Origin of the sequence: Micromonospora antibiotica, from assembly GCF_017599305.1 — a bacterium.
In the GTDB taxonomy this organism is placed as follows: domain Bacteria; phylum Actinomycetota; class Actinomycetes; order Mycobacteriales; family Micromonosporaceae; genus Micromonospora; species Micromonospora antibiotica.
This window is the reverse complement of record NZ_JAGFWR010000021.1, coordinates 45,618-66,889: the sequence shown is the minus strand read 5'-3', so window position 1 is coordinate 66,889 and position 21,272 is coordinate 45,618. Positions and strand designations below refer to the sequence as shown.

General features: G+C 73.9%; 20 protein-coding genes. All 20 read left to right on the top strand.

Going from position 1 to position 21,272, the window contains the following annotated elements:
- The first annotated feature begins 34 nt into the window (after positions 1 to 34).
- The 20 genes from JQN83_RS25720 (at position 35) to JQN83_RS25625 (ending at position 21,270) form a co-directional block, all read left to right on the top strand.
- Positions 35 to 1,597 carry a UDP-N-acetylmuramoyl-L-alanyl-D-glutamate--2,6-diaminopimelate ligase gene (locus JQN83_RS25720; protein WP_208569733.1) on the top strand — a complete coding sequence of 521 codons (1,563 nt, stop codon included), beginning with the start codon at positions 35 to 37 and terminating at the stop codon, positions 1,595 to 1,597.
- Complete coding sequence (locus JQN83_RS25715; protein ID WP_208569732.1) at positions 1,594 to 3,006, top strand: UDP-N-acetylmuramoyl-tripeptide--D-alanyl-D-alanine ligase; 1,413 nt, start codon at positions 1,594 to 1,596, stop codon at positions 3,004 to 3,006. The genes JQN83_RS25720 and JQN83_RS25715 overlap by 4 nt, the downstream gene beginning before the upstream one ends.
- Positions 3,003 to 4,139 carry a phospho-N-acetylmuramoyl-pentapeptide-transferase gene (gene mraY, locus JQN83_RS25710; RefSeq protein ID WP_208569731.1) on the top strand — a complete coding sequence of 379 codons (1,137 nt, stop codon included), beginning with the start codon at positions 3,003 to 3,005 and terminating at the stop codon, positions 4,137 to 4,139. Before JQN83_RS25715 ends, mraY begins: the two co-directional genes overlap by 4 nt.
- A gap of 295 nt (positions 4,140 to 4,434) precedes the next feature.
- Entirely contained in the window at positions 4,435 to 5,841 is a 1,407-nt protein-coding gene (locus JQN83_RS25705; protein WP_208569766.1) for an FtsW/RodA/SpoVE family cell cycle protein, read from the top strand.
- A complete protein-coding gene (gene murG, locus JQN83_RS25700; protein WP_208569730.1) occupies positions 5,841 to 6,947 on the top strand; it encodes an undecaprenyldiphospho-muramoylpentapeptide beta-N-acetylglucosaminyltransferase in 1,107 nt (368 codons plus the stop codon). Before JQN83_RS25705 ends, murG begins: the two co-directional genes overlap by 1 nt.
- Positions 6,948 to 6,978: 31 nt before the next feature.
- Positions 6,979 to 8,469, top strand: a complete 1,491-nt coding sequence (gene murC / locus JQN83_RS25695; protein WP_244253195.1) for a UDP-N-acetylmuramate--L-alanine ligase — start codon at positions 6,979 to 6,981, stop codon at positions 8,467 to 8,469.
- Entirely contained in the window at positions 8,466 to 9,284 is an 819-nt protein-coding gene (locus tag JQN83_RS25690; RefSeq protein WP_208569729.1) for a cell division protein FtsQ/DivIB, read from the top strand. The genes murC and JQN83_RS25690 overlap by 4 nt, the downstream gene beginning before the upstream one ends.
- A gap of 240 nt (positions 9,285 to 9,524) precedes the next feature.
- Entirely contained in the window at positions 9,525 to 10,637 is a 1,113-nt protein-coding gene (ftsZ, locus tag JQN83_RS25685) for a cell division protein FtsZ (RefSeq protein WP_208569728.1), read from the top strand.
- A 106-nt stretch (positions 10,638 to 10,743) separates the two neighbouring features.
- Positions 10,744 to 11,490: a YggS family pyridoxal phosphate-dependent enzyme gene (locus JQN83_RS25680; protein WP_208569727.1), complete on the top strand. Its 747-nt coding sequence runs from the start codon at positions 10,744 to 10,746 to the stop codon at positions 11,488 to 11,490.
- 193 nt (positions 11,491 to 11,683) lie between these two features.
- The gene (locus tag JQN83_RS25675) at positions 11,684 to 12,394 is read left to right on the top strand and encodes a cell division protein SepF (RefSeq protein WP_208569726.1); all 711 of its coding nucleotides are present in this window, start codon (positions 11,684 to 11,686) and stop codon (positions 12,392 to 12,394) included.
- Between the two features lie 29 nt (positions 12,395 to 12,423).
- Complete coding sequence (locus tag JQN83_RS25670) at positions 12,424 to 12,729, top strand: YggT family protein (RefSeq protein ID WP_091237509.1); 306 nt, start codon at positions 12,424 to 12,426, stop codon at positions 12,727 to 12,729.
- A 43-nt stretch (positions 12,730 to 12,772) separates the two neighbouring features.
- On the top strand, positions 12,773 to 13,573 hold the full coding sequence (locus JQN83_RS25665) for a DivIVA domain-containing protein (RefSeq protein WP_088643047.1): 801 nt from the start codon (positions 12,773 to 12,775) through the stop codon (positions 13,571 to 13,573).
- 220 nt (positions 13,574 to 13,793) lie between these two features.
- Positions 13,794 to 14,459 (top strand): hypothetical protein, encoded by a 666-nt coding sequence (locus tag JQN83_RS34385; protein ID WP_443674023.1) that lies wholly within the window; start codon positions 13,794 to 13,796, stop codon positions 14,457 to 14,459.
- An 11-nt stretch (positions 14,460 to 14,470) separates the two neighbouring features.
- On the top strand, positions 14,471 to 14,776 hold the full coding sequence (locus JQN83_RS25655; RefSeq protein ID WP_208569724.1) for a DUF167 domain-containing protein: 306 nt from the start codon (positions 14,471 to 14,473) through the stop codon (positions 14,774 to 14,776).
- A gap of 22 nt (positions 14,777 to 14,798) precedes the next feature.
- On the top strand, positions 14,799 to 16,301 hold the full coding sequence (locus JQN83_RS25650; RefSeq protein ID WP_208569723.1) for a potassium/proton antiporter: 1,503 nt from the start codon (positions 14,799 to 14,801) through the stop codon (positions 16,299 to 16,301).
- Between the two features lie 223 nt (positions 16,302 to 16,524).
- Positions 16,525 to 16,956, top strand: coding sequence for a TraR/DksA family transcriptional regulator (locus JQN83_RS25645; protein WP_204959263.1), 432 nt, complete (start codon positions 16,525 to 16,527; stop codon positions 16,954 to 16,956).
- 66 nt (positions 16,957 to 17,022) lie between these two features.
- Entirely contained in the window at positions 17,023 to 17,688 is a 666-nt protein-coding gene (gene lspA / locus JQN83_RS25640; RefSeq protein ID WP_208569722.1) for a signal peptidase II, read from the top strand.
- On the top strand, positions 17,685 to 18,620 hold the full coding sequence (locus JQN83_RS25635; protein ID WP_208569721.1) for an RluA family pseudouridine synthase: 936 nt from the start codon (positions 17,685 to 17,687) through the stop codon (positions 18,618 to 18,620). The genes lspA and JQN83_RS25635 overlap by 4 nt, the downstream gene beginning before the upstream one ends.
- A gap of 3 nt (positions 18,621 to 18,623) precedes the next feature.
- The gene (locus tag JQN83_RS25630) at positions 18,624 to 19,556 is read left to right on the top strand and encodes a hypothetical protein (protein WP_208569720.1); all 933 of its coding nucleotides are present in this window, start codon (positions 18,624 to 18,626) and stop codon (positions 19,554 to 19,556) included.
- 97 nt (positions 19,557 to 19,653) lie between these two features.
- Positions 19,654 to 21,270 carry an AAA family ATPase gene (locus JQN83_RS25625; protein ID WP_208569719.1) on the top strand — a complete coding sequence of 539 codons (1,617 nt, stop codon included), beginning with the start codon at positions 19,654 to 19,656 and terminating at the stop codon, positions 21,268 to 21,270.
- Positions 21,271 to 21,272: the final 2 nt, after the last annotated feature.

The following is a 21,272-nucleotide window of genomic DNA, read 5'->3' as shown; positions in this document are numbered from 1 at the left end:
CATCGGTGAGTGCCGACGAACCACCGGGGCGGCTGTGCGGCCGGAACCGGACGACCGGGTAGGGTCTGACGCCGTGCCCGGCAATCCACGCCCCCGTACCGTGCCCGGAGTCCGGCTCGGCGACCTCGCCGACCGGCTCGCCGTGACGCCGCCGGCCGACGCCGCCGCGCTGGTCGTGACCGGGGTGACCCACGCCAGCCAGGAGGTCCGCCCCGGCGACCTGTACGCCGCGCTGCCCGGTGCCCGTCGGCACGGCGCGGAGTTCGCCGCCGCCGCCGCCACGGCCGGCGCGGTGGCCGTGCTGACCGACCCGTCCGGTGCGGCGGCGGCCGGCGCGACCGGGCTGCCCGTGCTGGTGACGCCCGACCCCCGGGCGGTGCTGGGTGAGCTGGCCGCCGCGGTCTACGGCGACCCGACCGACGGGCTGACCGTGATCGGGGTGACCGGCACCGCCGGCAAGACCTCCACCGCCTACCTGATCGAGTCGGGGCTGCGCGCCGCCGGTCACGTCACCGGCCTGATCGGCACGGTGGAGACCCGGTTGGGTGACCTGGTGATCGACAGCGTCCGGACCACCCCGGAGGCCACCGACCTGCACGCGCTGCTCGCCGCCGCGCGGGAGCGTGGGGTGACCGCGGTGGTCATGGAGGTGTCCAGTCACGCGCTGGCGATGGGCCGGGTCGGCGGGGTCCGGTTCACCGTCGGCGGCTACACCAACTTCGGCTCCGACCACCTCGACTTCCACGCCGACTCGGCCGACTACTTCGCCGCCAAGGCGAAACTGTTCGACGGGCGCTGCCGGGTCGAGGTGCTCAACCACGACGACCCGGCCCTGCGTCCGCTGTTCCGCCCGGCCACGGTCAGCTACTCGGCGGCCGGCGACCCGACCGCCACCTGGTGGGCCGACCGGGTCGGCGGCGAGGGCTACGCCCAGCGGTTCACCGCCCACGGCCCGGACGACCTGGCCCTGCCCGCCGGGGTGGCGCTGCCCGGCCGGCACAACGTGGCCAACGCGCTGCTCGCCGTCGCCTGCCTGGTCGCCGCCGGAGTCGACCCGGCGACCGCCGTCGCCGGGGTGGCCGCCTGCGGCGGGGTGCCCGGCCGGCTGGAACTGGTCAGCGGGGACGCGCCGGTGCGCGGCGTGGTCGACTACGCGCACAAGACCGACGCCGTGGTGGCGGCCCTGGTCGCGTTGCGCGACACCGGCACCGGCCGGTTGATCTGCGTCATCGGCGCCGGTGGTGACCGGGACCGGGGCAAGCGGCCGGTGATGGGTGCCGCCGCCGCCCGCGGTGCCGACGTGGTGCTGGTGACCGACGACAACCCGCGCACCGAGGACCCGGCGACGATCCGGGCCGAGGTGCTGGCCGGGGCGTACGCCGCCGACGCCGCCGCCCGGATCGTCGAGGTGCCGGGCCGGCGGGAGGCGATCGCCGAGGCGGTGCGGCTGGCCGAACCGGGCGACGTGGTGGCGCTGCTCGGCAAGGGACACGAACGCGGTCAGGAGATCGCCGGCGAGGTGCACCCGTTCGACGACCGCACCGAGCTGGCGGAGGCGCTGCGCGTCCGCTTCGGCGACCTGGCGGGTCGCCGGTGATCCCGCTGAGCCTGGCCGAGGTCGCCACGGCGGTCGGTGGCCGGCTGCACGCCGCCGACCCGGCCACCGTGGTCACCGGTCCGGTCGAGTTCGACTCCCGCAAGGTCGCCGCCGGGGCGCTCTTCGTCGCCTTCCCCGGTGAGCGGGTCGACGGGCACGACTACGCCGCCGGTGCGGTCGCCGCCGGTGCGGTGGCGGTGCTCGGCACCCGGGAGCTGCCCGGGGTGCCGATGGTGCTGGTGGACGACGCGCTGGCCGCGCTGGGCCGGCTGGCCCGCACGGTGGTGGACCGGCTGCCCGGGCTCACCGTGATCGGGTTGACCGGTTCCTCGGGCAAGACCACCACCAAGGACCTGATCGCGCAGCTCGCCGTGCGGCTCGGCCCGACGGTCGCCCCGCCCGGGTCGTTCAACAACGAGCTGGGGCACCCGTACACCGCGTTGCAGGCCACCGCGCAGACCCGGTACCTGGTGATGGAGAAGGGCGCCCGGGGCGTGGGACACGTCCGCTACCTCTGTGACGTGGTGCCGCCGCAGGTCTCGGTGGTGCTCAACGTCGGGGTGGCGCACCTGGGCGAGTTCGGTTCGGTGGAGAACATCGCCCTGGCCAAGGGGGAGCTGGTGGAGGCGCTGCCGGCCGACGGGCTGGCCGTGCTCAACGCCGACGACCCGCTGGTCGCCGCGATGGCGTCCCGCACCGCCGCCCGGGTGGTCCGCTACGGCGAGTCCGCCGACGCCGACGTCCGCGCGGTCGACGTCACCCTGGACGAGCGGGGCCGGCCGGCGTACACCCTGGTCACCCCGGAGGGGACGGCCCCGGTGCGGCTCGGCCTGACCGGCCGGCACCAGGTCTCCAACTCGCTCGCCGCGGCGGCGGTGGCCCGGGAGCTGGGCATGCCGCTGGCCGAGCTGGCGGCGGCCCTGGGCGACCTGGGGTTGGTCTCCAGCCGCCGGATGGACGTCTTCACCCGTCCCGACGGGGTGACCGTGATCGACGACTCGTACAACGCCAACCCGGCCTCGATGGCGGTGGCGCTGCGGGCGCTGGCCGGGATGCACCGGGGCGGGCGGACGTTCGCCGCGCTGGGCTACATGGCCGAGCTGGGCGCGTACGAGGACGAGGGGCACCGGGAGGTCGGCCGGCTCGCGGCCGAACTCGGTGTCGACCGGCTGCTCGTGGTGGGTGAGCCGGCCGCGCCGATCCACGAGGGCGCGACAGCGGTAAGTGACTGGGGAGGAGAGTCGGTGCTGCTCACCGATCAGGCGGCGGCCGTCGAGGTGCTGCGCAGCGAGCTACGACCGGGCGACGTCGTCCTGGTGAAGGGCTCCCGGTACCGCACCTGGGAGGTCGTCGACGCCCTGCGGGCCGACGCCCAGGTTGACGGGCCCGGCGCGGGGGGTGCCGCGTGAGGGCGGTCATCGTCGCCATCGGCGTGGCGTTCCTGGTGTCGCTGCTGGCCACCCCGCTGGCGATCAAGGTGTTCGCCCGGCTCAAGGCCGGCCAGCCGATCCGATCGAACCTCGGGCTGGCCAGCAACGAGGGCAAGAAGGGCACGCCGACGATGGGCGGCGTGGTGTTCATCCTGGCCACGGTCATCGCGTACGTCGCCGGCCACCTCGCCCTGACCACCCTGCCGGACGCGCAGATCGCCCAGGTCGAGCCGACCATCACCGCCCTGGTGCTGCTGGGGCTGATGGTCTTCTCCGGCGCGGTCGGCTTCATCGACGACTTCCTCAAGGTGCGCAAGCGGCACAGCGGCGGGCTCAACAAGCGCGGCAAGCTGTTCGGGCAGATCCTGGTCGGCGCGGTCTTCGGGGTGGTCGCGCTGTACTTCCCGAGCAGCATGACCGACGCCAGCGGCGCGACGACCAACACCGAGACCGTGGGCAGCACCACGCTGAGCTTCATCCGGGACATCCCGGCCCTGGAGATCGGCAAGGTCGCCTCGGTGATCGTGATCATCATGGTGGTGATGGCGGCGACCAACGGGGTCAACCTCACCGATGGGCTGGACGGGCTGGCCACCGGCGCCTCGGTGATGGTGCTGGCCGCGTACGCGCTGATCGCGTTCTGGCAGTACCGGCACTGGTGCGCCGACCCGACGTACACCGCCAACCCGGACAACTACTGCTATGCCGTCCGGGACCCGTTGGAGATCGCGCTGATCGCCGGGGCGGCGGCCGGGGCGTGCGTGGGCTTCCTGTGGTGGAACACCTCGCCGGCCCGGATCTTCATGGGCGACACCGGCGCGCTGGGCCTGGGCGGGCTGATCGCCGGGATGGCGATGTCCACCCGTACCGTGCTGCTGCTGCCGATCCTCGGCGGGCTGTTCGTGATCATCACGATGTCCGTGGTGATCCAGATCATCTCGTTCCGCACCACCGGCAAGCGGGTGTTCCGGATGTCCCCGCTGCAGCACCACTTCGAGTTGGCCGGCTGGAGCGAGGTCAACATCGTGGTCCGGTTCTGGATCATCGCGGGCATCGGGGTGGCCATCGCGCTGGGCCTGTTCTACAGCGACTTCCTCGCCAGCATGGGCTGATCGCGTTCCGGGCCGGTACCGGCCCGCGCGCCGGTTCCGTCCGCGCCGGGCCGCCGCCGGACCACCGGCGGACGGGGGTTCCTCCTACCGGAGGGGCCCCCGTCGCGCATTTCGACACGCCGACCGGGGGGAACGGCCGGAACCGGCCGCCCGCAGCGGCGATGATGGGCGGGTGGGGGAGGACCGAGGCACCAGCACCGGCACGACGGCGCAGACCCAGCCACGGCGGGTCGCGGGCGCGGGGCGTACCGCCGATCCGCCCCCGGTGCTGTCCGGGCTGGGACCGGCCGGCGGCCTGGCGGCGCTGCGCGGCCTGCTGGCCCGCCCGCTGGCCTCCTACTACCTGCTGCTGTCCAGCGCCGGCCTGCTGCTGCTGATCGGCCTGACCATGGTCTTCTCGGCGACAAGCGTGCGCGACTACGCCGAGGCCGGCGACGCCGCCGCCTCGGTGACCAAACAGGCCATCTTCGCGGTGATCGGCATCGTCGCGTTCTGGGCCTGCCAGCGGCTGCCGGCCAGCACCTTCCGCTCGCTGGGCCGGCCGCTGCTCGGCGGGGCCGTGGTGCTGCTGCTGGTGCTCAACCTGCTGGTGGCGCTCAACGCGCTGTTCGGGCTGAAGTCGCTGGGGCCGCTGCAGGCCAACCTGCTCTGGCTCTATCTCGGGCCGATCCAGGTGCAGCCCGCCGAGCTGGCCAAACTGGCGCTGGTGCTGTGGGGCGCGCACGTGGTGGCCCGCAAGGGCGCCGCGCTGGGCTGGTGGAAGGAGTTGGCCACCCCGCTGTTCCCCGTCGTCGGCCTGCTCTTCGTGCTGGTCGGCTACAACGACCTGGGCAGCATGCTCTGCCTGCTGGCCATCGTGGTCGGGCTGCTCTGGGCGGCCGGGGTGCGGCTGCGGGTCTTCGCCGCCCTCTCCGCCGTCGGCCTGGCCGGCGTCGGCCTGCTCGTCGCGGTGGCCTCCCTCGGCGCCGGCTCCGGGGCGCGTGGCCAGGAGAACTACCGGCTGGCCCGGCTCACCTCGTTCCTCGACACGCCCGACCCGGCCAAGTGCGTCGAGGACGCCTGCTGGCAGATGGTCCAGGCCCGCAACGCCATCGAACACGGCGGCTGGTTCGGCGTCGGGCTGGGCAAGAGCAGCCTCAAGTTCGGCTGGCTGCCGGCCGCCCACAACGACTTCATCTTCGCCGTCATCGCCGAGGAGCTGGGCGTGGTCGGCTGCACCGTCATCCTGGTGCTCTTCGCCGTGCTGGCCTACACCGGGCTGCGGATCGCCCGCCGGGTCGCCGACCCGTTCCGCCGGCTCGCCGCCACCGCCGTCACCGCCTGGCTGACCGGCCAGGCCGTGATCAACATCGGTGGGGTGACCAAGCTGCTGCCGCTGACCGGGGTGCCGCTGCCGTTCATCTCCGACGGCGGCAGCGCCCTGGTCGTCACCCTGGCCGCGGTCGGCATGCTCGCCTCCTTCGCCCGCGCCGAACCCGACGCCGCCCGAGCCCTGCACGCCCGTCCGCCCGCCCGATGGGTCCGACTAGTCTGGGCCCCGTTGCCGCCGCTTCCCGGTGCGCGGAGCCGACCGGCGTCGCCACCGGCTGCCCCGGGGTCCGTACCCCGGGCGCGCGGGCGGCGACCCGACGATCAGGCCGTACCGCGCGGCGTCCGGCAGGACCGGACCCGCGGCGGGCCGGCGAGCGAGAGGAGACGCTGATGGGTCCGCTGCGTTCGGTGGTGCTCTGTGGAGGGGGCACCGGTGGGCACATCTACCCGCTGCTCGCCTTCGCCGACTGCCTGCGCCGACACGACCCGGGCGTCCGGATCACCTGCCTCGGCACCCCCAAGGGCCTGGAGAACGAGCTGATCCCGCCGGCCGGCTACGACCTGCGGCAGATCCCCGCCTACCAGCTGCCCCGCTCGGTCAACATGGGGCTGGTGCGCACCCCGGACCGGATGTGGAAGGCGGCCCGCGCCGCCGGCAAGGTGATCGACGAGGTCGCCGCCGACGTGGTCGTCGGCTTCGGCGGGTACGTCTCCGTCCCCGGCTACCTGGCCGCGTGGCGGCGCGAGATGCCGATCGTCATCCACGAGGTGAACGTCCCGCCGGGGGTGGCCAACCGGCTCGGCATGAAGTTCACCAAGAACATCGCCGTCGGATTCCCGCACCAGCCGGCCCAGGCGGAGGCGCTGCGCGACGCCCGGGTGGTCGGGGTGCCGCTGCGCCGGGGCATCGCCGGGCTGGACCGCTTCGCCATGCGGGCCGCCGCCCGCGCCCACTTCGGACTCCGCCCCGACCTGCCGGTGCTCTTCGTCGCCGGCGGCTCCCAGGGTGCCCGGTCGATCAACCTGGCGGTCTCCGGCGCGGCCAAGGAACTGTCCCGCAACGGGGTGCAGGTGCTGCACGTGATGGGTGCCCGCAACGAACCGGTGCCGGTCCCCACCGACCTGCCGGTGCCGTACGTGGCGCTGCCCTACCTGTCCGAGATGGAGCTGGGCTACGCCGCCGCCGACCTGATGCTGGCCCGGGGCGGGGCGATGACCTGCGCCGAGGTGGCCGCCATCGGGCTGCCCACCATCTACGTGCCGTACCCGCACTCCAACCAGGAGCAGAAGCGCAACGCGCTGCCCGTGGTGGAGGCCGGCGGTGGGCTGCTCGTCGACGACGCCGAGCTGACCCCGGACTGGCTGGAGCGCACCGTGCTGCCCCTGCTGCGCGACCCGCAGCGGCTGTCCGCGATGAGCCACGCCGCCGCCGCGTACGGCCGCCGCGACGGCGACGTGGCCCTGCTCAACTTCGTCTACGAGGCGGTGGCCCGGTGAGCCGGTCCACCGCGACGGGAAGGTACCTGGCATGAACACCGCGCAGTTCACCCCGGCCGGCACGCTCACCGCGGAGGACCTGGGCCGGATCCACCTGATCGGGGTGGGTGGGGTCGGCATGAGCGGCCTGGCCCGGCTCTTCCTCACCCGGGGCCTGCCGGTCTCCGGCAGCGAACTGCGCGAGTGGCCGTCGCTGGCCGGGATGCGGGCGCTGGGCGGCACCATCCACATGAGCCACGAGGCGGCCAACCTCGACGGGGTGGACACCGTGGTCTACTCCTCGGCGATTCCGCAGGACCACCTGGAGATGGTCGAGGCGCGGCGGCGCGGGCTGCGGGTGCTGCACCGCTCCGAGGCGCTGGCGGCGGCGATGACCGGCCGGCGTACCGTCGCGGTGGCCGGCACCCACGGCAAGACCACCACCACCTCGATGGTGACCATGGTGCTCCAGCAGGCCGGCGTCGACCCGTCCTTCGTCATCGGCGGGGAGATCTCCGAGGTCGGCTCGGGCGCGCACCACGGCACCGGCGAGCACTTCGTGGTCGAGGCGGACGAGAGCGACAGGTCGTTCCTGATCTACCGCCCGTACGTGTCGATCATCACCAACGTCGAGGCCGACCACCTGAACACCTACGGCGACCTGGCCACCCTGGAGGCGGCGTTCGCCGAGTTCGCCCGGCTCACCGACCCGGCCGGGTTCGTCATCACCTGCGCCGACGACCCGGGCGGCCGGCGGTTGGCCGAGACGCTGCGCGCCGAGGGGCGGCGGGTCTGGACGTACGGCGAGGCGGCCGACGCCGACCTGCGGTTGTCCGAGATGGCCTCGTCCGCCCAGGGGGTGCGGTACCTGGCCGCGCTCGACGGCCGGTCGTTGGGCGAGATCCGGCTGCCGGTGCCGGGGCGGCACATGGGGCTCAACAGTGCTGCGGCGGTGCTCGCCGCCCACCTGCTCGGCCTGCCGGTGGCGGCGGCGGAGGCGGCGCTGGCCGCGTTCCCGGGGGTACGCCGCCGTTTCGAACGCAAGGGCGTCGCCGACGGTGTGCTGGTCTACGACGAGTACGCCTACCACCCGACCTCGATGACCCTGGCCCTGCAGACGCTGCGCGAGGTCGCCGGTGACGGCCGGCTGATCGTGGTGTTCCAGCCGTACCGGCTCTACCGCACCCGGGACCTCCAGGCGGAGATCGCCGCCGCCCTGGGCATCGCCGACGAGCTGGTGCTGCTGGAGGTCTTCGGCCCCGGTGAGCTGCGGCAGCCGGGCGAGGGGTCGGCGGCGTTGCTGGCGGCGGTGCCGTTGGACGCCGCGCACAAGGTCTTCGTGGACTCGTTCGACGACGCGCCGGTGGAGGTGGCCCGGCGGGCCCGCCCCGGTGACGTGGTGGTGACGATGGGTGCCCCGCCGATCTCCCTGCTGGGCGACCAGCTGCTCGACGCGTTGACCGTCCGGGCCGGCGGGGTCGCCGAACCGGTCGCCCCGGGCCCGGTCGTCGGCCCGGACGGCACGGTCTCCACCACCGGATGAGTCCGGGGCCGGCGCGGGGCCGTCCCGCGGGCGCGGACGGTGGTGGTTCCCGGCGTGGTCCGGCACGGCGTTGGCAGCTCGTGCGGGCCGGTAGCGATGCGGTCCCGCCGTCCACCCGGCGGTTCATGGCGCGGGCCCGGCAGCGGCGGATGCGGGCCGCCCTGCCCTGGGCGGTGGTCGCCGGGGTGCTGGTGCTGGCCGGCCTGGTGGCCTGGGCGATGCTCGGCTCCGGCCTGTTCGGGGTGCGCGAGGTCCGGGTGGAGGGGGCCCGGCTGGTCACCCCGGTCGAGGTGCGCGACGCGGCGGCGGTGCCGGACGGGGCGCCGCTGGCCCGGGTGGACCTGGCCGCGACGGCCCGGCGGATCGGCGGGTTGGCCCCCGTCGAGCGGGCCACCGTACGCCGGGACTGGCCGGACACCCTGGTGGTGACGGTGGTGGAGCGGACCGGGGTGGCGGTGGTGCCCCGGGACGACCAGTTCGTGGTGCTGGACCGCAGCGGGGTGGTGTTCCGGACGGTGCCCCGGCCCCCGGCGGGGTTGCCGCTGGTGCGGCTGGCCGATCCGGGGCCGGACGATCCGGGCACCCGGGCGGCGTTGCAGGTGCTGACCGTGCTCACCCCGGCGTTGCGGGCCGCTCTGGTCGAGGTGACCGTCGAGGGGTTGGCCCGGATCGGGCTGACCCTGCGTGACGAGCGGACGGTGGTCTGGGGCGACGCGACCCGGGGCGAGGAGAAGGCGCGGGTGGCGACGGCGTTGCTGGGTCGTAAGGCCGACACGATCGACGTGAGCGCTCCTGACGTGGTGACCTTCCGGTGAGGCCCGTGTCGAACGTGAGTCGTTACTCTCGCGACGGCGACACGCCGGTGGGGTCCTTGGCTCTCGGCGTGGGGGCGCTTACGTTGCCCCGAAGAGGATCAGTGGTTGACATAACTCTAACCCTCTAGTAGAGGGTTAGAGTTCACCTCTGATCCTCGCTGGTGACAGCTCGCCGACCACCGGTCTGAGCCACGCCGTACCGGGGCGGTGCGAGCCAATCTCGAACGGAAAGGACCGGAGATGACACCTCCGCACAACTACCTGGCGGTCATCAAGGTCGTCGGCATCGGCGGCGGCGGCGTCAACGCCGTCAACCGGATGATCGAGGTTGGGCTCAAGGGCGTCGAGTTCATCGCGATCAACACCGACGCGCAGGCGCTGCTGATGAGTGACGCCGACGTCAAGCTCGACGTCGGCCGGGAGCTGACCCGGGGACTCGGCGCGGGCGCCAACCCGGACGTCGGCAAGAACGCCGCCGAGGATCACCGCGACGAGATCGAGGAGGTGCTCAAGGGCGCCGACATGGTCTTCGTCACCTGCGGTGAGGGCGGCGGCACCGGCACCGGCGGGGCGCCGGTGGTGGCCAACATCGCCCGCAAGCTCGGCGCGTTGACGATCGGCGTGGTGACCCGGCCGTTCTCCTTCGAGGGCAAGCGCCGCCAGGTGCAGGCCGAGGCGGGAATAGACGAACTGCGCAACCAGTGCGACACGCTGATCGTCATCCCCAACGACCGGCTGCTGGCCCTGGGCGACCGGGGCATCAGCATGATGGACGCCTTCCGCACCGCCGACCAGGTGCTGCTCTCCGGTGTCCAGGGCATCACCGACCTGATCACCACCCCGGGCCTGATCAACCTGGACTTCGCCGACGTCAAGAGCGTGATGAGCGGGGCGGGCAGCGCGCTGATGGGCATCGGCAGCGCCCGGGGGGAGAACCGGGCGGTGGAGGCGGCCGAGGCGGCCATCTCCAGCCCGCTGCTGGAGCAGAGCATGGACGGTGCGCGGGGCGTGCTGTTGTCCATCGCCGGTGGCTCCGACCTGGGCCTGTTCGAGATCAACGACGCCGCGCAGCTGGTCACCGACGCGGCCCACCCGGACGCCAACATCATCTTCGGTGCGGTCATCGACGACGCGCTCGGCGACGAGGTGCGGGTCACCGTGATCGCCGCCGGTTTCGACGGTGGTACGCCGGCGTACAAGGCGTCCGAGTCGCCGCGCAAGAGCAACCAGAACCAGCCGACGCCACAGGCCCCGGTGGTCACCGCGCCGGCCACCATGCCGCCGCAGCAGTCGCCGCGCCGGGTGCTCTTCGACGACGTCGACGTGCCCGACTTCCTCAAGAACGGTTCCTGAGCCCGTTGATGACGGGCAGTCCCGCAGGCGGGCACGCCACCCCGACGACGCCGGACGGGTCCCGGGGCGGCCGGGCCACCCCGCCGGTGACCGGGCGGTCCGGCCGATGACCGCCGCGTCCGATCCGGTGGGTGCGGACCGCCGGGCCGCGCTCGCGGCCGGCTTGGCCGTGGTGCGGGCCCGGATCGCCGACGCCTGCGCCGCCGCCGGCCGGGACCCGGCCGGGGTGACCATGATCGCGGTGACCAAGACGTACCCGGCCGCCGACGCGGTCGCGCTGGCCGGGCTTGGGGTCACCGACCTGGGGGAGAACCGGGACCAGGAGGCGGCACCGAAGGCGGCCGAGGTGGCGGCGGCGGGGGTGGCCGCCCGGTGGCACTTCATCGGCCAACTGCAACGCAACAAGGCCCGTTCGGTGGTCCGGTACGCCGATGTGGTCCACTCCGTGGACAGTGTCCGGTTGGCCCGCGCGCTGGCCACCGCCGCGGAGTCCGGCCGGGACCGTCCGTTGGAGACGTTGGTCCAGGTCAGCATCGACGGCGATCCGGCCCGAGGGGGTGCCCTGCCGGGTGCCATGGACGCCGACCGGGGGCTCGGTGCGGTGGCCGGGGCGTTGGCCGGGGCGGGGGCGCTGCGACTGGCCGGGCTGATGGCGGTGGCGCCGCTGGGCTGGGAACCGGAGCGGGCGTTCGCCCGGTTGGCCGAGGTGGCGGCGGGGTTCCGGACCGACCATCCGGGGGCGACGGCGCTCTCCGCCGGGATGAGCGGTGACCTGGAGGTGGCCATCGGACACGGCGCGACACATGTCCGCGTCGGCAGCGCGTTGCTCGGAATGCGTACCACGCTGCGGTAGCCTGACCGCGATAGAAGCAAATTACATCAGTGTTGTTCAGGAGCGGCGTCCCCAGGTCGGGGGCCACGACGGGCGAGCCGCGAATCGCGCGTCGAGGGATTGCCACTTCGATCCGGTGGGCATGGAAGTCCATTCGCGATCATGGCGACACGGCACGGGGGTGCGTGCCGCACGGCGGACGGAAGGGCGCGGGATGGGTGCACTGCGCAAGGCGGGGGTCTGGCTCGGTCTCGTCGAGGAGGATGACGAGCGGGGCTACGACGAGGGCTACGACAAGCCCGGCTACCGCGAGTCGCGGTACCGGTCGAGCCGGTACGCCGAGGAGTTCGCCGACGACGACGACGAGGACGACGCGGAGGAGCCGCCGGCACCGCGTCCGCGCCTCGGTGACCGGGGTCGGCTGACGGACCGGTCCAGCCGACTGGCCGAGGCCGACCGCGCCGACGACGAGCGGGCCGAACGGTCGGAGCGGGCCGAACGGTCGGAACGGGCGAGCGTCCGGTCGATCACCAGGTCGGGTGGGTCGGAGTCCTCGGGCGCGCTGAGCTACCACACCCGGGACAATCTCGCCCTGGCGCCGCAGGCGTCGCCGCGGGAGCGGCCGGTGGTGGCCGAGGAGGAGCAGCGCTACCAGATCACCACCCTGCACCCGACGACGTACCGCGAGGCGCGGACCATCGGCGAGCACTTCCGCGACGGCGTCCCGGTGATCATCAATCTCACCGAGATGGACGAGGCCGACGCCCGCCGGCTGGTGGACTTCGCCGCCGGGCTGGCGTTCGGGCTGCGCGGTACGATCGAGCGCGTGACCAACCGGGTGTTCCTGCTCTCACCGGCCAACGTCCAGGTCACCGCGGAGGACAAGGCCAAGATCGCTGAGGGTGGCTTCTTCTCCCTGAGCTAAGTCCACCCGACCGAGGGACGTCGTCTGCTGTGTTGTCGATCATGTTCCAACTCTTGTACCTGATTGTGTACCTCTTTCTTATTGTGCTGTTGGCCCGATTCGTTCTCGGTGCAGTCCTCCAGTACGGTCGTCGGTGGCAACCGGGGCGTGGCGCGTCCGCCGGACTTGAGTCCGTGTGGAGCGTCACTGATCCGCCTCTCAAGGCGTTGAGGCGGGTGATCCCCCCACTGCGAATTGGTACCGTGAGCATCGACCTGGCCTCCCTTGTGCTCCTGGTTATCCTGTTCGTGCTGATGAGGTTTGTGTTAGATCCGCTGATCAGGAACTTCTCCTGACCAGCGCGCGCTTTCGCGGCCGCAACTGACCCGAGGAGTTTCGATGCCGCTGACACCGGCCGACGTGCACAACGTCGCCTTTAAAAAGCCGCCGATCGGCAAGCGGGGGTACGACGAGGAGGAGGTCGACGCCTTCCTGGACGAGGTCGAGCGTGAGCTGGCCCGTCTGATCGAGGAGAACAACGAGCTGCGCGCGCAGGTGGAGCGCGGCGGTCGTGGCGGGGCCCCTGCCGGCCCCGGTGGCGACGCCCGGCTCGCGGCGGAGCTCAACGACGTCAAGGCCCAGCTCGACCGGGTGCAGCGCGACAAGGCCGCCGCCGAGCAGGCCGCCCGCGCGATGCAGGCGGAGCTGGAGCAGGTCCGCACGACCGGCGGTCCGGCCGTCGGCGGCGACGGCGAGCAGCAGGCGCTGCGGGTGCTGATGATGGCCCAGCGCACCGCCGACGACCACGTCTCCGACGCCCGTCGGGAAGCCGACCAGCTGCTCTCCGAGGCCCGCTCCAAGGCCGAGGAGGTCACCCGCGAGGCGCGGGCCAAGGCCGACGCGCTGGAGCGCGACGCCCGTCAGCGGCACCAGGAGGCCATGGGGGGCCTGGACGCCAAGCGGACCGCGTTGCAGAAGCACATCGAGGAGCTCAAGCAGTTCGAGCGCGAGTACCGCACCCGGCTCAAGGCCTACCTGGAGAGCCAGCTGCGGGACCTCGACGGTCGGGGCCAGGGCCTCGAAGCCGAGATGACCCGCGCCGAGGGCACCCGTGCCGTCGGTGGCAACGGTCTGGCCGCAGCGGGCCTCGCCGGCTCGTACGGTGGCGGTCGCTCCGGCGCCCTCGAAGCGGGCCGCTGATCCCCGGTCGGCGACCGTCCCCCGACGGTCGCCGACCCACCACGACCCACGACGCTGCGGGGGTGAGCCCGTGCTAGTCGCCAGTCTCCTGCTCATCTTCGTCGCCGTGGTCCTGCTGGTGTTCGGTCTCGTCGACGGCTCCAGCACCCTGTTGACCAGCTCCATCGCGGCCAGTCTGCTGGCTGCCGTCGCCCTGGTGGCCGGTGCCCGCCAGGCAGCCGTGACCAGGGCGAGGGCGGCGGAACGGGCCGAGGCGCGCGGTCGGAGCGCGACGGAGTCCCGTCCGACCGCCCCGCCGCCCACGACCGCGCCGTCGGACGAACCGACGACGTACCCCCCGACGACGTTCGGCACCGGTGGCGCCGGGTGGCGGCAACCACCCGGCCAGCCGGTGGCCGGCGACCCCGTCGGCGCGGCCACCCGCCCCGACGCCGGTGCCTGGGAGCCCGACGCGGAGGCCCCGTGGGACCCCGTCGTCGTGCCCTCCGCCTCGGGGCCGGACCACGCCTCCCCGCCGGCCGACCGTGCCCCCACCGACCCCGCCCGACCCGACCCGGACGACCCCCGCCGGGGCCCGGCGGACGACCCGGCCTGGGCGGCCGGGGACGACCCCGGGCCACCCTGGGATCCGCCGGAGGACGACGCGTCGCCGTGGGATCCGCCGGCCCAGCGGGTCCCACCCGCCGACGCGGCCCGGGTGGCCCGACTCGACGCCGAGGTGCTGGTGGTCGACGGGCATCCCCGCTACCACCTGCCGTCCTGCGCCCACCTGATCGAACGGGAACACGAGCCGCTGCCGGTGGACGAGGCGATCTCCCTCGGGTTCACCCCGTGCGGTCTCTGCAACCCGGACACCGCCCTGCTCGCCGACACCTACCCCCGCTGAGGCTGGCGTCGATGCCCACGGACGACACGCTGACCGTCGCGGTGCGGGTGAAACCCGGCGCGTCCCGGGCCCGCGTCGGTGGCTGCTTCGCCGGCCCGCACGGACCCGCCCTGGTGATCGCCGTGACCGCCCCGGCGGTGGACGGCCGGGCCACCGAGGCGGCCCGGCGGGCGCTGGCCGGTGCCCTGGGCGTCCGCCCGTCGGCGGTGGCGCTGCGCACCGGGGCGGCCAGCCGGGACAAGCTCTTCCTGGTCGACCGACCGGTGCCCGGTCTGAGCGGGTTGCTGCGGCGGCTGCGCGACGGATCGGCCGGGTGACGGCGCCCCGGGTGGGGCGCCCGTGACGCCGGGACTGGATCTGGCCCTGCTCCTCGGGGCGGCCGTGTTGCTGGTGGCGATCGGTGCGGTGCGGTTCTCCACCCGGTTGGGCGTGCCGAGTCTGCTCGTCTATCTGGCGCTCGGGGTGGCGATCGGTGAGGCCGGGCTGGGCATCCGGTTCGACGACGCCGAGCTGACCCGGATGTTGGGTTTCTGCGCGCTGATCGTGATCATCGCGGAGGGTGGGCTCACCGCCCGGTGGAGCACCCTGCGCCCGGTGCTCGGGCTGGCCGGCGCGTTGTCCACCGTCGGGGTGCTGGTCAGCATCGTCGTCGTGGGCCTGGTGGTGCACCTGCTGCTCGGGCTGGACTGGCGGTTGGCCCTGCTCTACGGCGCGGTGCTCTCCTCCACCGACGCGGCGGCGGTCTTCGCCACACTACGCCGGTTGCGGCTGCCGCCCCGGCTGGTGGCCGCGCTGGAGGCCGAGTCGGGCATGAACGACGCCCCGGTGGTGATCCTGGTGGTGCTGCTGTCGCGCACCGGGCCGGTGGAGCACCCGTGGTGGTTCGAGGTCCTCCTGGTCGGCTACGAGCTCGGGGTGGGCGCGGCGGTCGGGTTGGCCGCCGGGCTGGCCGGCCGGTTCGCGCTGCGGCGGGCGGCGCTGCCCTCCTCCGGGTTGTACCCGATCGCCGCCGTCGGCTTCACCGTGCTGGCGTACGCCGCCGGGGCGGTGCTGCACGCCTCCGGCTTCCTCGCCGTCTACGTCGCCGGGGTGCTGCTCGGCAACGCCCGGCTGCCGCACCGGCAGGCCATCCTGGGATTCGCCGACGGGCTGGCCTGGCTGGCCCAGATCGGGTTGTTCGTGCTGCTCGGGCTGCTGGCCACGCCGCAGCGGCTGCACACCGCGCTGTTGCCGGCGGTGGTCACCGGGCTGGCCCTGCTGCTGCTGGCCCGGCCGCTGTCGGTGCTGGTGTCGGCGCTGCCGTTCCGGGTGAGCCTGCGTGAGCAGCTCTTCCTGTCCTGGGCGGGGCTGCGGGGTGCGGTGCCGATCGTGCTGGCCACCATTCCGCTGTCGGCCCGGGTGCCCGGGGCGGACCGGTTGTTCGACGCGGTCTTCGTGCTGGTGGTGATCTTCACGGTGCTCCAGGCGGGCACGCTCGCGCCGGCGGCCCGCCGGTTGCGGGTGACCGCCCCGGCCGAGCCGGCGGAGATCCGGGTGGAGACCGCGCCGTTGGAGCGGATGCGGGCGGATCTGCTCCAGTTGGAGGTGCCGGCAGGGTCCCGGCTGGCCGGGGTGCACGTCGACGAGTTGCGGCTGCCGGTGGGCGCGTCGGTGACCCTGGTGCTGCGCGACGGGGTGGGCTTCGTGCCGGGGGCGGACACCCGGCTCAAGACCGGGGACAGCCTGTTGATCGTGGCGACCGCCGGGGTGCGGGACGAGGCGGAGCGCCGGCTGCGGGCGGTCAGCCGGCGGGGTCGCCTGGCGAGGTGGTTCGGCGAGTACGGCGAGGATCGGGACGGATGATCTGCTAGTCTTCTTTTTGCCCCAATTAGGGGTTATTAGTGGCTGAATAGCGGCGCAACGGTCCGGCACGTTGTCGGAAACCTGTACGTTCCGTATTCTTGCCAACCTCCGGAGTGCGCGGCCACCGTTGCCGTGCGCCCGTTTTGTTACCTGGGGACGCCATGTCGGCGCACCCTGTCCGGGCACCGCCGACCGCCGCGTCCCGCGGCTGAGGGAGCTGACGATGGCGAAGCCAGCCGACACCAGGACCGCCGGTCGCAAACCGGCGGCGAAGGCCACCGCGCAGGCCACCCGCAGCGCGGCGGAGACCGAGAAGATCCGGGCGGCCCTGGCGGCCCGACGGGACGAGCTGCGCGCCGAGTACGATCAGACCCTGAGCGAGATCACCGAGCTGCAGCGCGACCGGTTGACCGATTCGGCCGGGGACGACCAGGCCGACACCGGCACCAAGACGTTCGAGCGCGAGCAGGAGATCTCCCTCGCCAACAGCATCCGGGAACGGATCACCCAGGTCGAGCGCGCGCTGGAGCGGCTCGACGAGGGTGGCTACGGATGGTGCGAGCGGTGCGGGAACCCGATCCCGGTGGAGCGGCTCGCCGCCTTCCCGTCGGCGACCCTCTGCGTGACCTGCAAGCAGCTGGAGGAGCGGCGCTGACGTCCACTCCCCGGTGACCTCGAGAGACGGCGGACCCGCGTCGTCGGGACAGTCGATGGGGAGTCGATGACCACAGCACCGACCGCCGGACCCGGCACCACCGGGCCGGCCGGCCGCACCCCCCGACGCAGGGCGGTCGTGGTCCTCGTCGGCATCGCGACGCTCGCGTTGCTGACGGATCTGCTCACCAAGCATCTCGCCCTGCAACTGCTCGACGACCGGGCGCCGGTGCGCCTGCTCGGCGGGGCCGTCTATCTCACCCTGACCCGAAATAGCGGTGCGGCGTGGAGCATCGGCGCCGACCACACCTGGGTGTTCCCGCTGATCACCATCGGGGTGGTCGGCTGGATCAGCTGGATGGCGGTCCGGCTGCGGTCGTTGCCGTGGGCGGTCTCCCTGGGGTTGGTGCTGGGCGGGGCGCTCGGCAACCTCGCCGACCGGATCTTCCGGGCCCCCGGTCACTTCGTCGGTCACGTGGTCGACATGGTCAGCCTCTTCGACCCGTACGGCCAGGTGTGGCCGGTGTTCAACCTGGCCGACAGCTGCCTGGTCTCCGGGGTGCTGCTGGCCGTGCTGCTGGAGTTGACCGGCCGCCAGCGCGACGGGCGACGGGTCGGTGCCAAGGGCGACACCGACACCGCCCCCACCGACGCGACCCGGACCGCCGCCCCCACCGGACCGGCCGCCGCCGCGCCGACGGCGGCCGACGCCGAGCCGCGGGAGCGGGCATGACCGCCGCCGGTGGCGACCACCGTTCCCTGCCCGTGCCGGACGGCCTCGACGGCATGCGGCTGGACCAGGCGGTGGCACGCCTCTTCGGGCTCTCCCGCACCGCCGCCGCCGCGCTCGTCGACGCCGGGGACGCGCTTGTCGACGGCGTGATCCGGCAGAACTCGCACAAGGTCAAGGCCGGTTCCTGGCTGGAGGTGACGCTGCCCGCGCCGGTCGCGCCGCCGACCGTGGTGCCGCAGGCGGTCCCCGGGTTGACCGTGGTCTACGCCGACGACGACATCGTGGTGGTGGACAAGCCGGTCGGGGTGGCCGCGCACCCCAGCCCCGGCTGGACCGGCCCGACCGTCATCGGAGGCCTCGCCGCGATCGGCCACCGGATCTCCACCAGCGGGGCCGCCGAACGGCAGGGTGTGGTGCACCGCCTCGACGTGGGCACCACCGGGATCATGGCGGTGGCCAAGAGCGAGCAGGCGTACACCGCGCTCAAACGGGCGTTCAAGTACCGCGAGGTGGAGAAGCGCTACCACGCGGTCGTCCAGGGTCACCCCGACCCGTCGCGCGGCACCATCGACGCCCCGATCGACAGGCACCCGCACCACGACTACCGCTGGGCGGTGGTCTCCGACGGCAAGCCGAGCATCACCCACTACGACACCATCGAGGCGTTCCCGGCGGCGAGCCTGCTCGACGTCCGGCTGGAGACGGGGCGTACCCACCAGATCCGGGTGCACTTCTCGTCCCTGCGGCACCCGTGCGTCGGCGACCTCACCTACGGGGCCGACCCGACCCTGTCGGCGCGGCTCGAACTGCGCCGGCAGTGGCTGCACGCCCGGTCGTTGACCTTCGCCCATCCGCGTACCGGTGACGACGTCACCTTCGTCAGCGAGTACCCGGACGATCTGGCCCGCGCGCTGACGATCCTGCGCGACTGACCGGTGCCGGGTAGTCGCCCGGGCGTCGGGCCAACCGCCGTCGCGTCCCGGCCGCGCCGGGGGCTGGTCACCGCAGCGGTGCTGGCCGTCGGCGCGGTGCTGCTCACCGTCGGCTGGGTGGCCCGCCGACCCGCGCCGGTGGGTGACCGCACGGTCGGGCAGGTGACCCGGGTCGGGGTGCTGCCGGGTGACTCGCTGCCCGGGTACGCCGCCGCGGCCCGGGCCGAACTCGCCGGGCTGACCGCCGGGGCGTACGCGCTGGTCAGCTTCGACCGCTACCTCGCGCCGGACCGGTTGCCGGCGCTGCTCGCCGACGTCGAGGTCGCCGCGGTGGTGGTGCGGGTGCCGCTGCCCGGTCGGCAGACCGAGGTGGTCCGGCTGCCGGCGCAACTGCTGCCGCAGGACGTCACCGCCGGCATGGCCGGCCTCGCGGACCGCAAGGACCGGGAGGCCGCCGACCAGCGGCGGCGGGCCGCCGACACCACCGACCCCACGACCCGTCAGGGGTACGAGACCGGGGCGCAGGTCGCCGGGCGGGAGGCGGCCGGCTACCGGGCGGCCTGCGCCTGCGTCTACGCGGCGGTGATCCGGGCCGACCCGACCGCGCTGCGTGCCGTGGCCGGACGGGACGGGGTCCGGGCGCTCGATCCCGCCCCCGAGGTGGCCCGGCTGGACCGGACGGTGTTCCTGCCGCCGCTGCCGGAACAGCGGGACGTGGCCCGGCCGCCCGCCGACACCGCCGCGACACCGGCGCACCCGACGTCCACCGGCCCGGTCCCGACGCCGGGTGGGGCGATGGGCGATTCGTCGGAAGGGGCGCCCGCTGTGATCGCTCCGGCACCGTCGTCGAGCGGGGCCGGGCCGGGGTCCGCCGCGACCCCCGTCCCCACCTCCCCGGACTCCCGTAGCGGTGGGTCGTCCGACCGGTCGCCGTAAGTATTGTTCCCGGGGGATGTGTGCAGACCGGTGTGGTCCGAATAGGGTTTCGTTCGTAGCCTGTCAGGCGGAGATCGACGGCGCGGGAGGGCGAGCCTTGGACGGCAGCGAGACCGGCTGGGGTCGGTCGGCCGAACCGGCACCGCGATGGCGGGCGCTCTTCGAGCGTGCCCGCCTCGGCGGACGCGCCGCCGACCAGGCGGAGCCGGACCGCCGCGACGAGCCGCCGGTCCGGGACCCGTTGCCCGGCCGGGGGCCCGCCGGCGGCTGGTCCGGGCGGGGATCGGCTTCCGTGCCACCACCCGCCGACCCGGGCTACGGTGCGCAGCCCGGCTACGAACCGGACCCGGGCTACCGCGCCGGGGCCGGCTACCGGGTCGACCCGCCGCGCCGCGCCGCGCCGGACTATCCGGTCGAGCCCGCTTCCGGCTACCGCGCCGATCCGGGCTACCGCGCCGACCCGGCCTACCCGGCCGATCCCGGCTATCCGGCCGGGTACCCGGCCGACGCCGGCTACGCAGCCGCCCCCGGTTATCCGGCCGACGCCGGCTACGCAGCCGCTCCCGGCTACCCGCCGGAGCCGGCCCGGCCGCCGGAGCCGCCTGTCGTCCCGTCCCGGTACGCCCTGCTGGACAACGGCTACCGGTCCGAACCGCCACCCCCCGAGTCCCGGTACGCCCTGCTGGACAACGGATACCGCGCGCCCGGCTACGCGCCGCCGGAGCCGACGTACCAGCCGCCGCAACCCGCCTACCCGGAGCCGGCCTACCCGGAGCCCGGCTACCCGGCCGCGCCCACCTACCAGCCGGAGCCGCCGGCCTACCCGCCGGCGGTGACCGCCGACCGGAGCTACCCGGCCCGGATCGAGCCGGCCCGCATCGAGTGGCGTCAGCAGGGCCCCCAGGACGAGCAGGAACGGGCCGCCGGCATCCTCCGCCGTGACCTGGGCACCCCCCGGGTGCTGGCGTTCGCCAACCCCAAGGGCGGGGTGCACAAGACCACCGCCACGGTGCTCGCCGCCGCCACCGTCGGCAGCGTCCGGGGCCGGGGCGTGCTCGCCTGGGACGACAACGAGCTGCGCGGCACCCTCGGCCTGCGCGCCGGCAGCGCCCGGCACGCCCGGACGATCCGGCACCTGATCAGCGACCTGGCGCACATCGAGATCCGCGACGGCGCGGAGCTGCTGGAGTCCCTCGACGACTACCTGCGGCACGCCTCCGACGGCTCGTACGACGTGCTGGCCGGGGAGGAGAGCCCCCGGTTCGCCCAGCGCCTCGACCAGTTCACCGTCAAACGGGTGCTGGAACTGCTGCGGCGCACCCACGACGTGGTCTGCGTGGACACCGGCAACAACGTGGAGAGCCCCAACTGGCGCACCGTCATGCACGCCGCCGACCAGCTCGTGGTGACCACCGTGCCCCGGGAGGACGCCGCGTTCAGCGCCGACTGGATGCTCGACCTGCTGCACGAGGAGGGCATGGGTGAGCTGGCCGACAACGCGGTCACCCTGATCTCCTGCCCCACCCCGGGCCGGTCGACGCTCCAGGACGACCTGGAGCGGCACTTCGCCACCCGGACCCGGGCCGTCGCGGTGGTGCCGTACGACCCGGTGCTGGAGACCGGGTCGTCGATCGAGTACCACCAGCTCCAGGCCGAGACCCGGGCCGCGTGGCTGCGGGCCGCCTCGGTGATGGTGGAGCCGTTCGCCCGCTGAGG

Excerpts from the sequence above, each read along its gene's own strand:
- lspA (WP_208569722.1), top strand. The coding sequence starts at position 17,023 with ATGACCACAGCACCGACCGCCGGACCCGGCACCACCGGGCCGGCCGGC.
- murC (WP_244253195.1), top strand. The coding sequence starts at position 6,979 with ATGAACACCGCGCAGTTCACCCCGGCCGGCACGCTCACCGCGGAGGAC.
- JQN83_RS25635 (WP_208569721.1), top strand. The coding sequence starts at position 17,685 with ATGACCGCCGCCGGTGGCGACCACCGTTCCCTGCCCGTGCCGGACGGC.
- JQN83_RS25655 (WP_208569724.1), top strand. The coding sequence starts at position 14,471 with ATGCCCACGGACGACACGCTGACCGTCGCGGTGCGGGTGAAACCCGGC.
- JQN83_RS25665 (WP_088643047.1), top strand. The coding sequence starts at position 12,773 with ATGCCGCTGACACCGGCCGACGTGCACAACGTCGCCTTTAAAAAGCCG.
- JQN83_RS25645 (WP_204959263.1), top strand. The coding sequence starts at position 16,525 with ATGGCGAAGCCAGCCGACACCAGGACCGCCGGTCGCAAACCGGCGGCG.
- JQN83_RS25675 (WP_208569726.1), top strand. The coding sequence starts at position 11,684 with ATGGGTGCACTGCGCAAGGCGGGGGTCTGGCTCGGTCTCGTCGAGGAG.
- murG (WP_208569730.1), top strand. The coding sequence starts at position 5,841 with ATGGGTCCGCTGCGTTCGGTGGTGCTCTGTGGAGGGGGCACCGGTGGG.
- ftsZ (WP_208569728.1), top strand. The coding sequence starts at position 9,525 with ATGACACCTCCGCACAACTACCTGGCGGTCATCAAGGTCGTCGGCATC.
- JQN83_RS25680 (WP_208569727.1), top strand. The coding sequence starts at position 10,744 with ATGACCGCCGCGTCCGATCCGGTGGGTGCGGACCGCCGGGCCGCGCTC.
- JQN83_RS25690 (WP_208569729.1), top strand. The coding sequence starts at position 8,466 with ATGAGTCCGGGGCCGGCGCGGGGCCGTCCCGCGGGCGCGGACGGTGGT.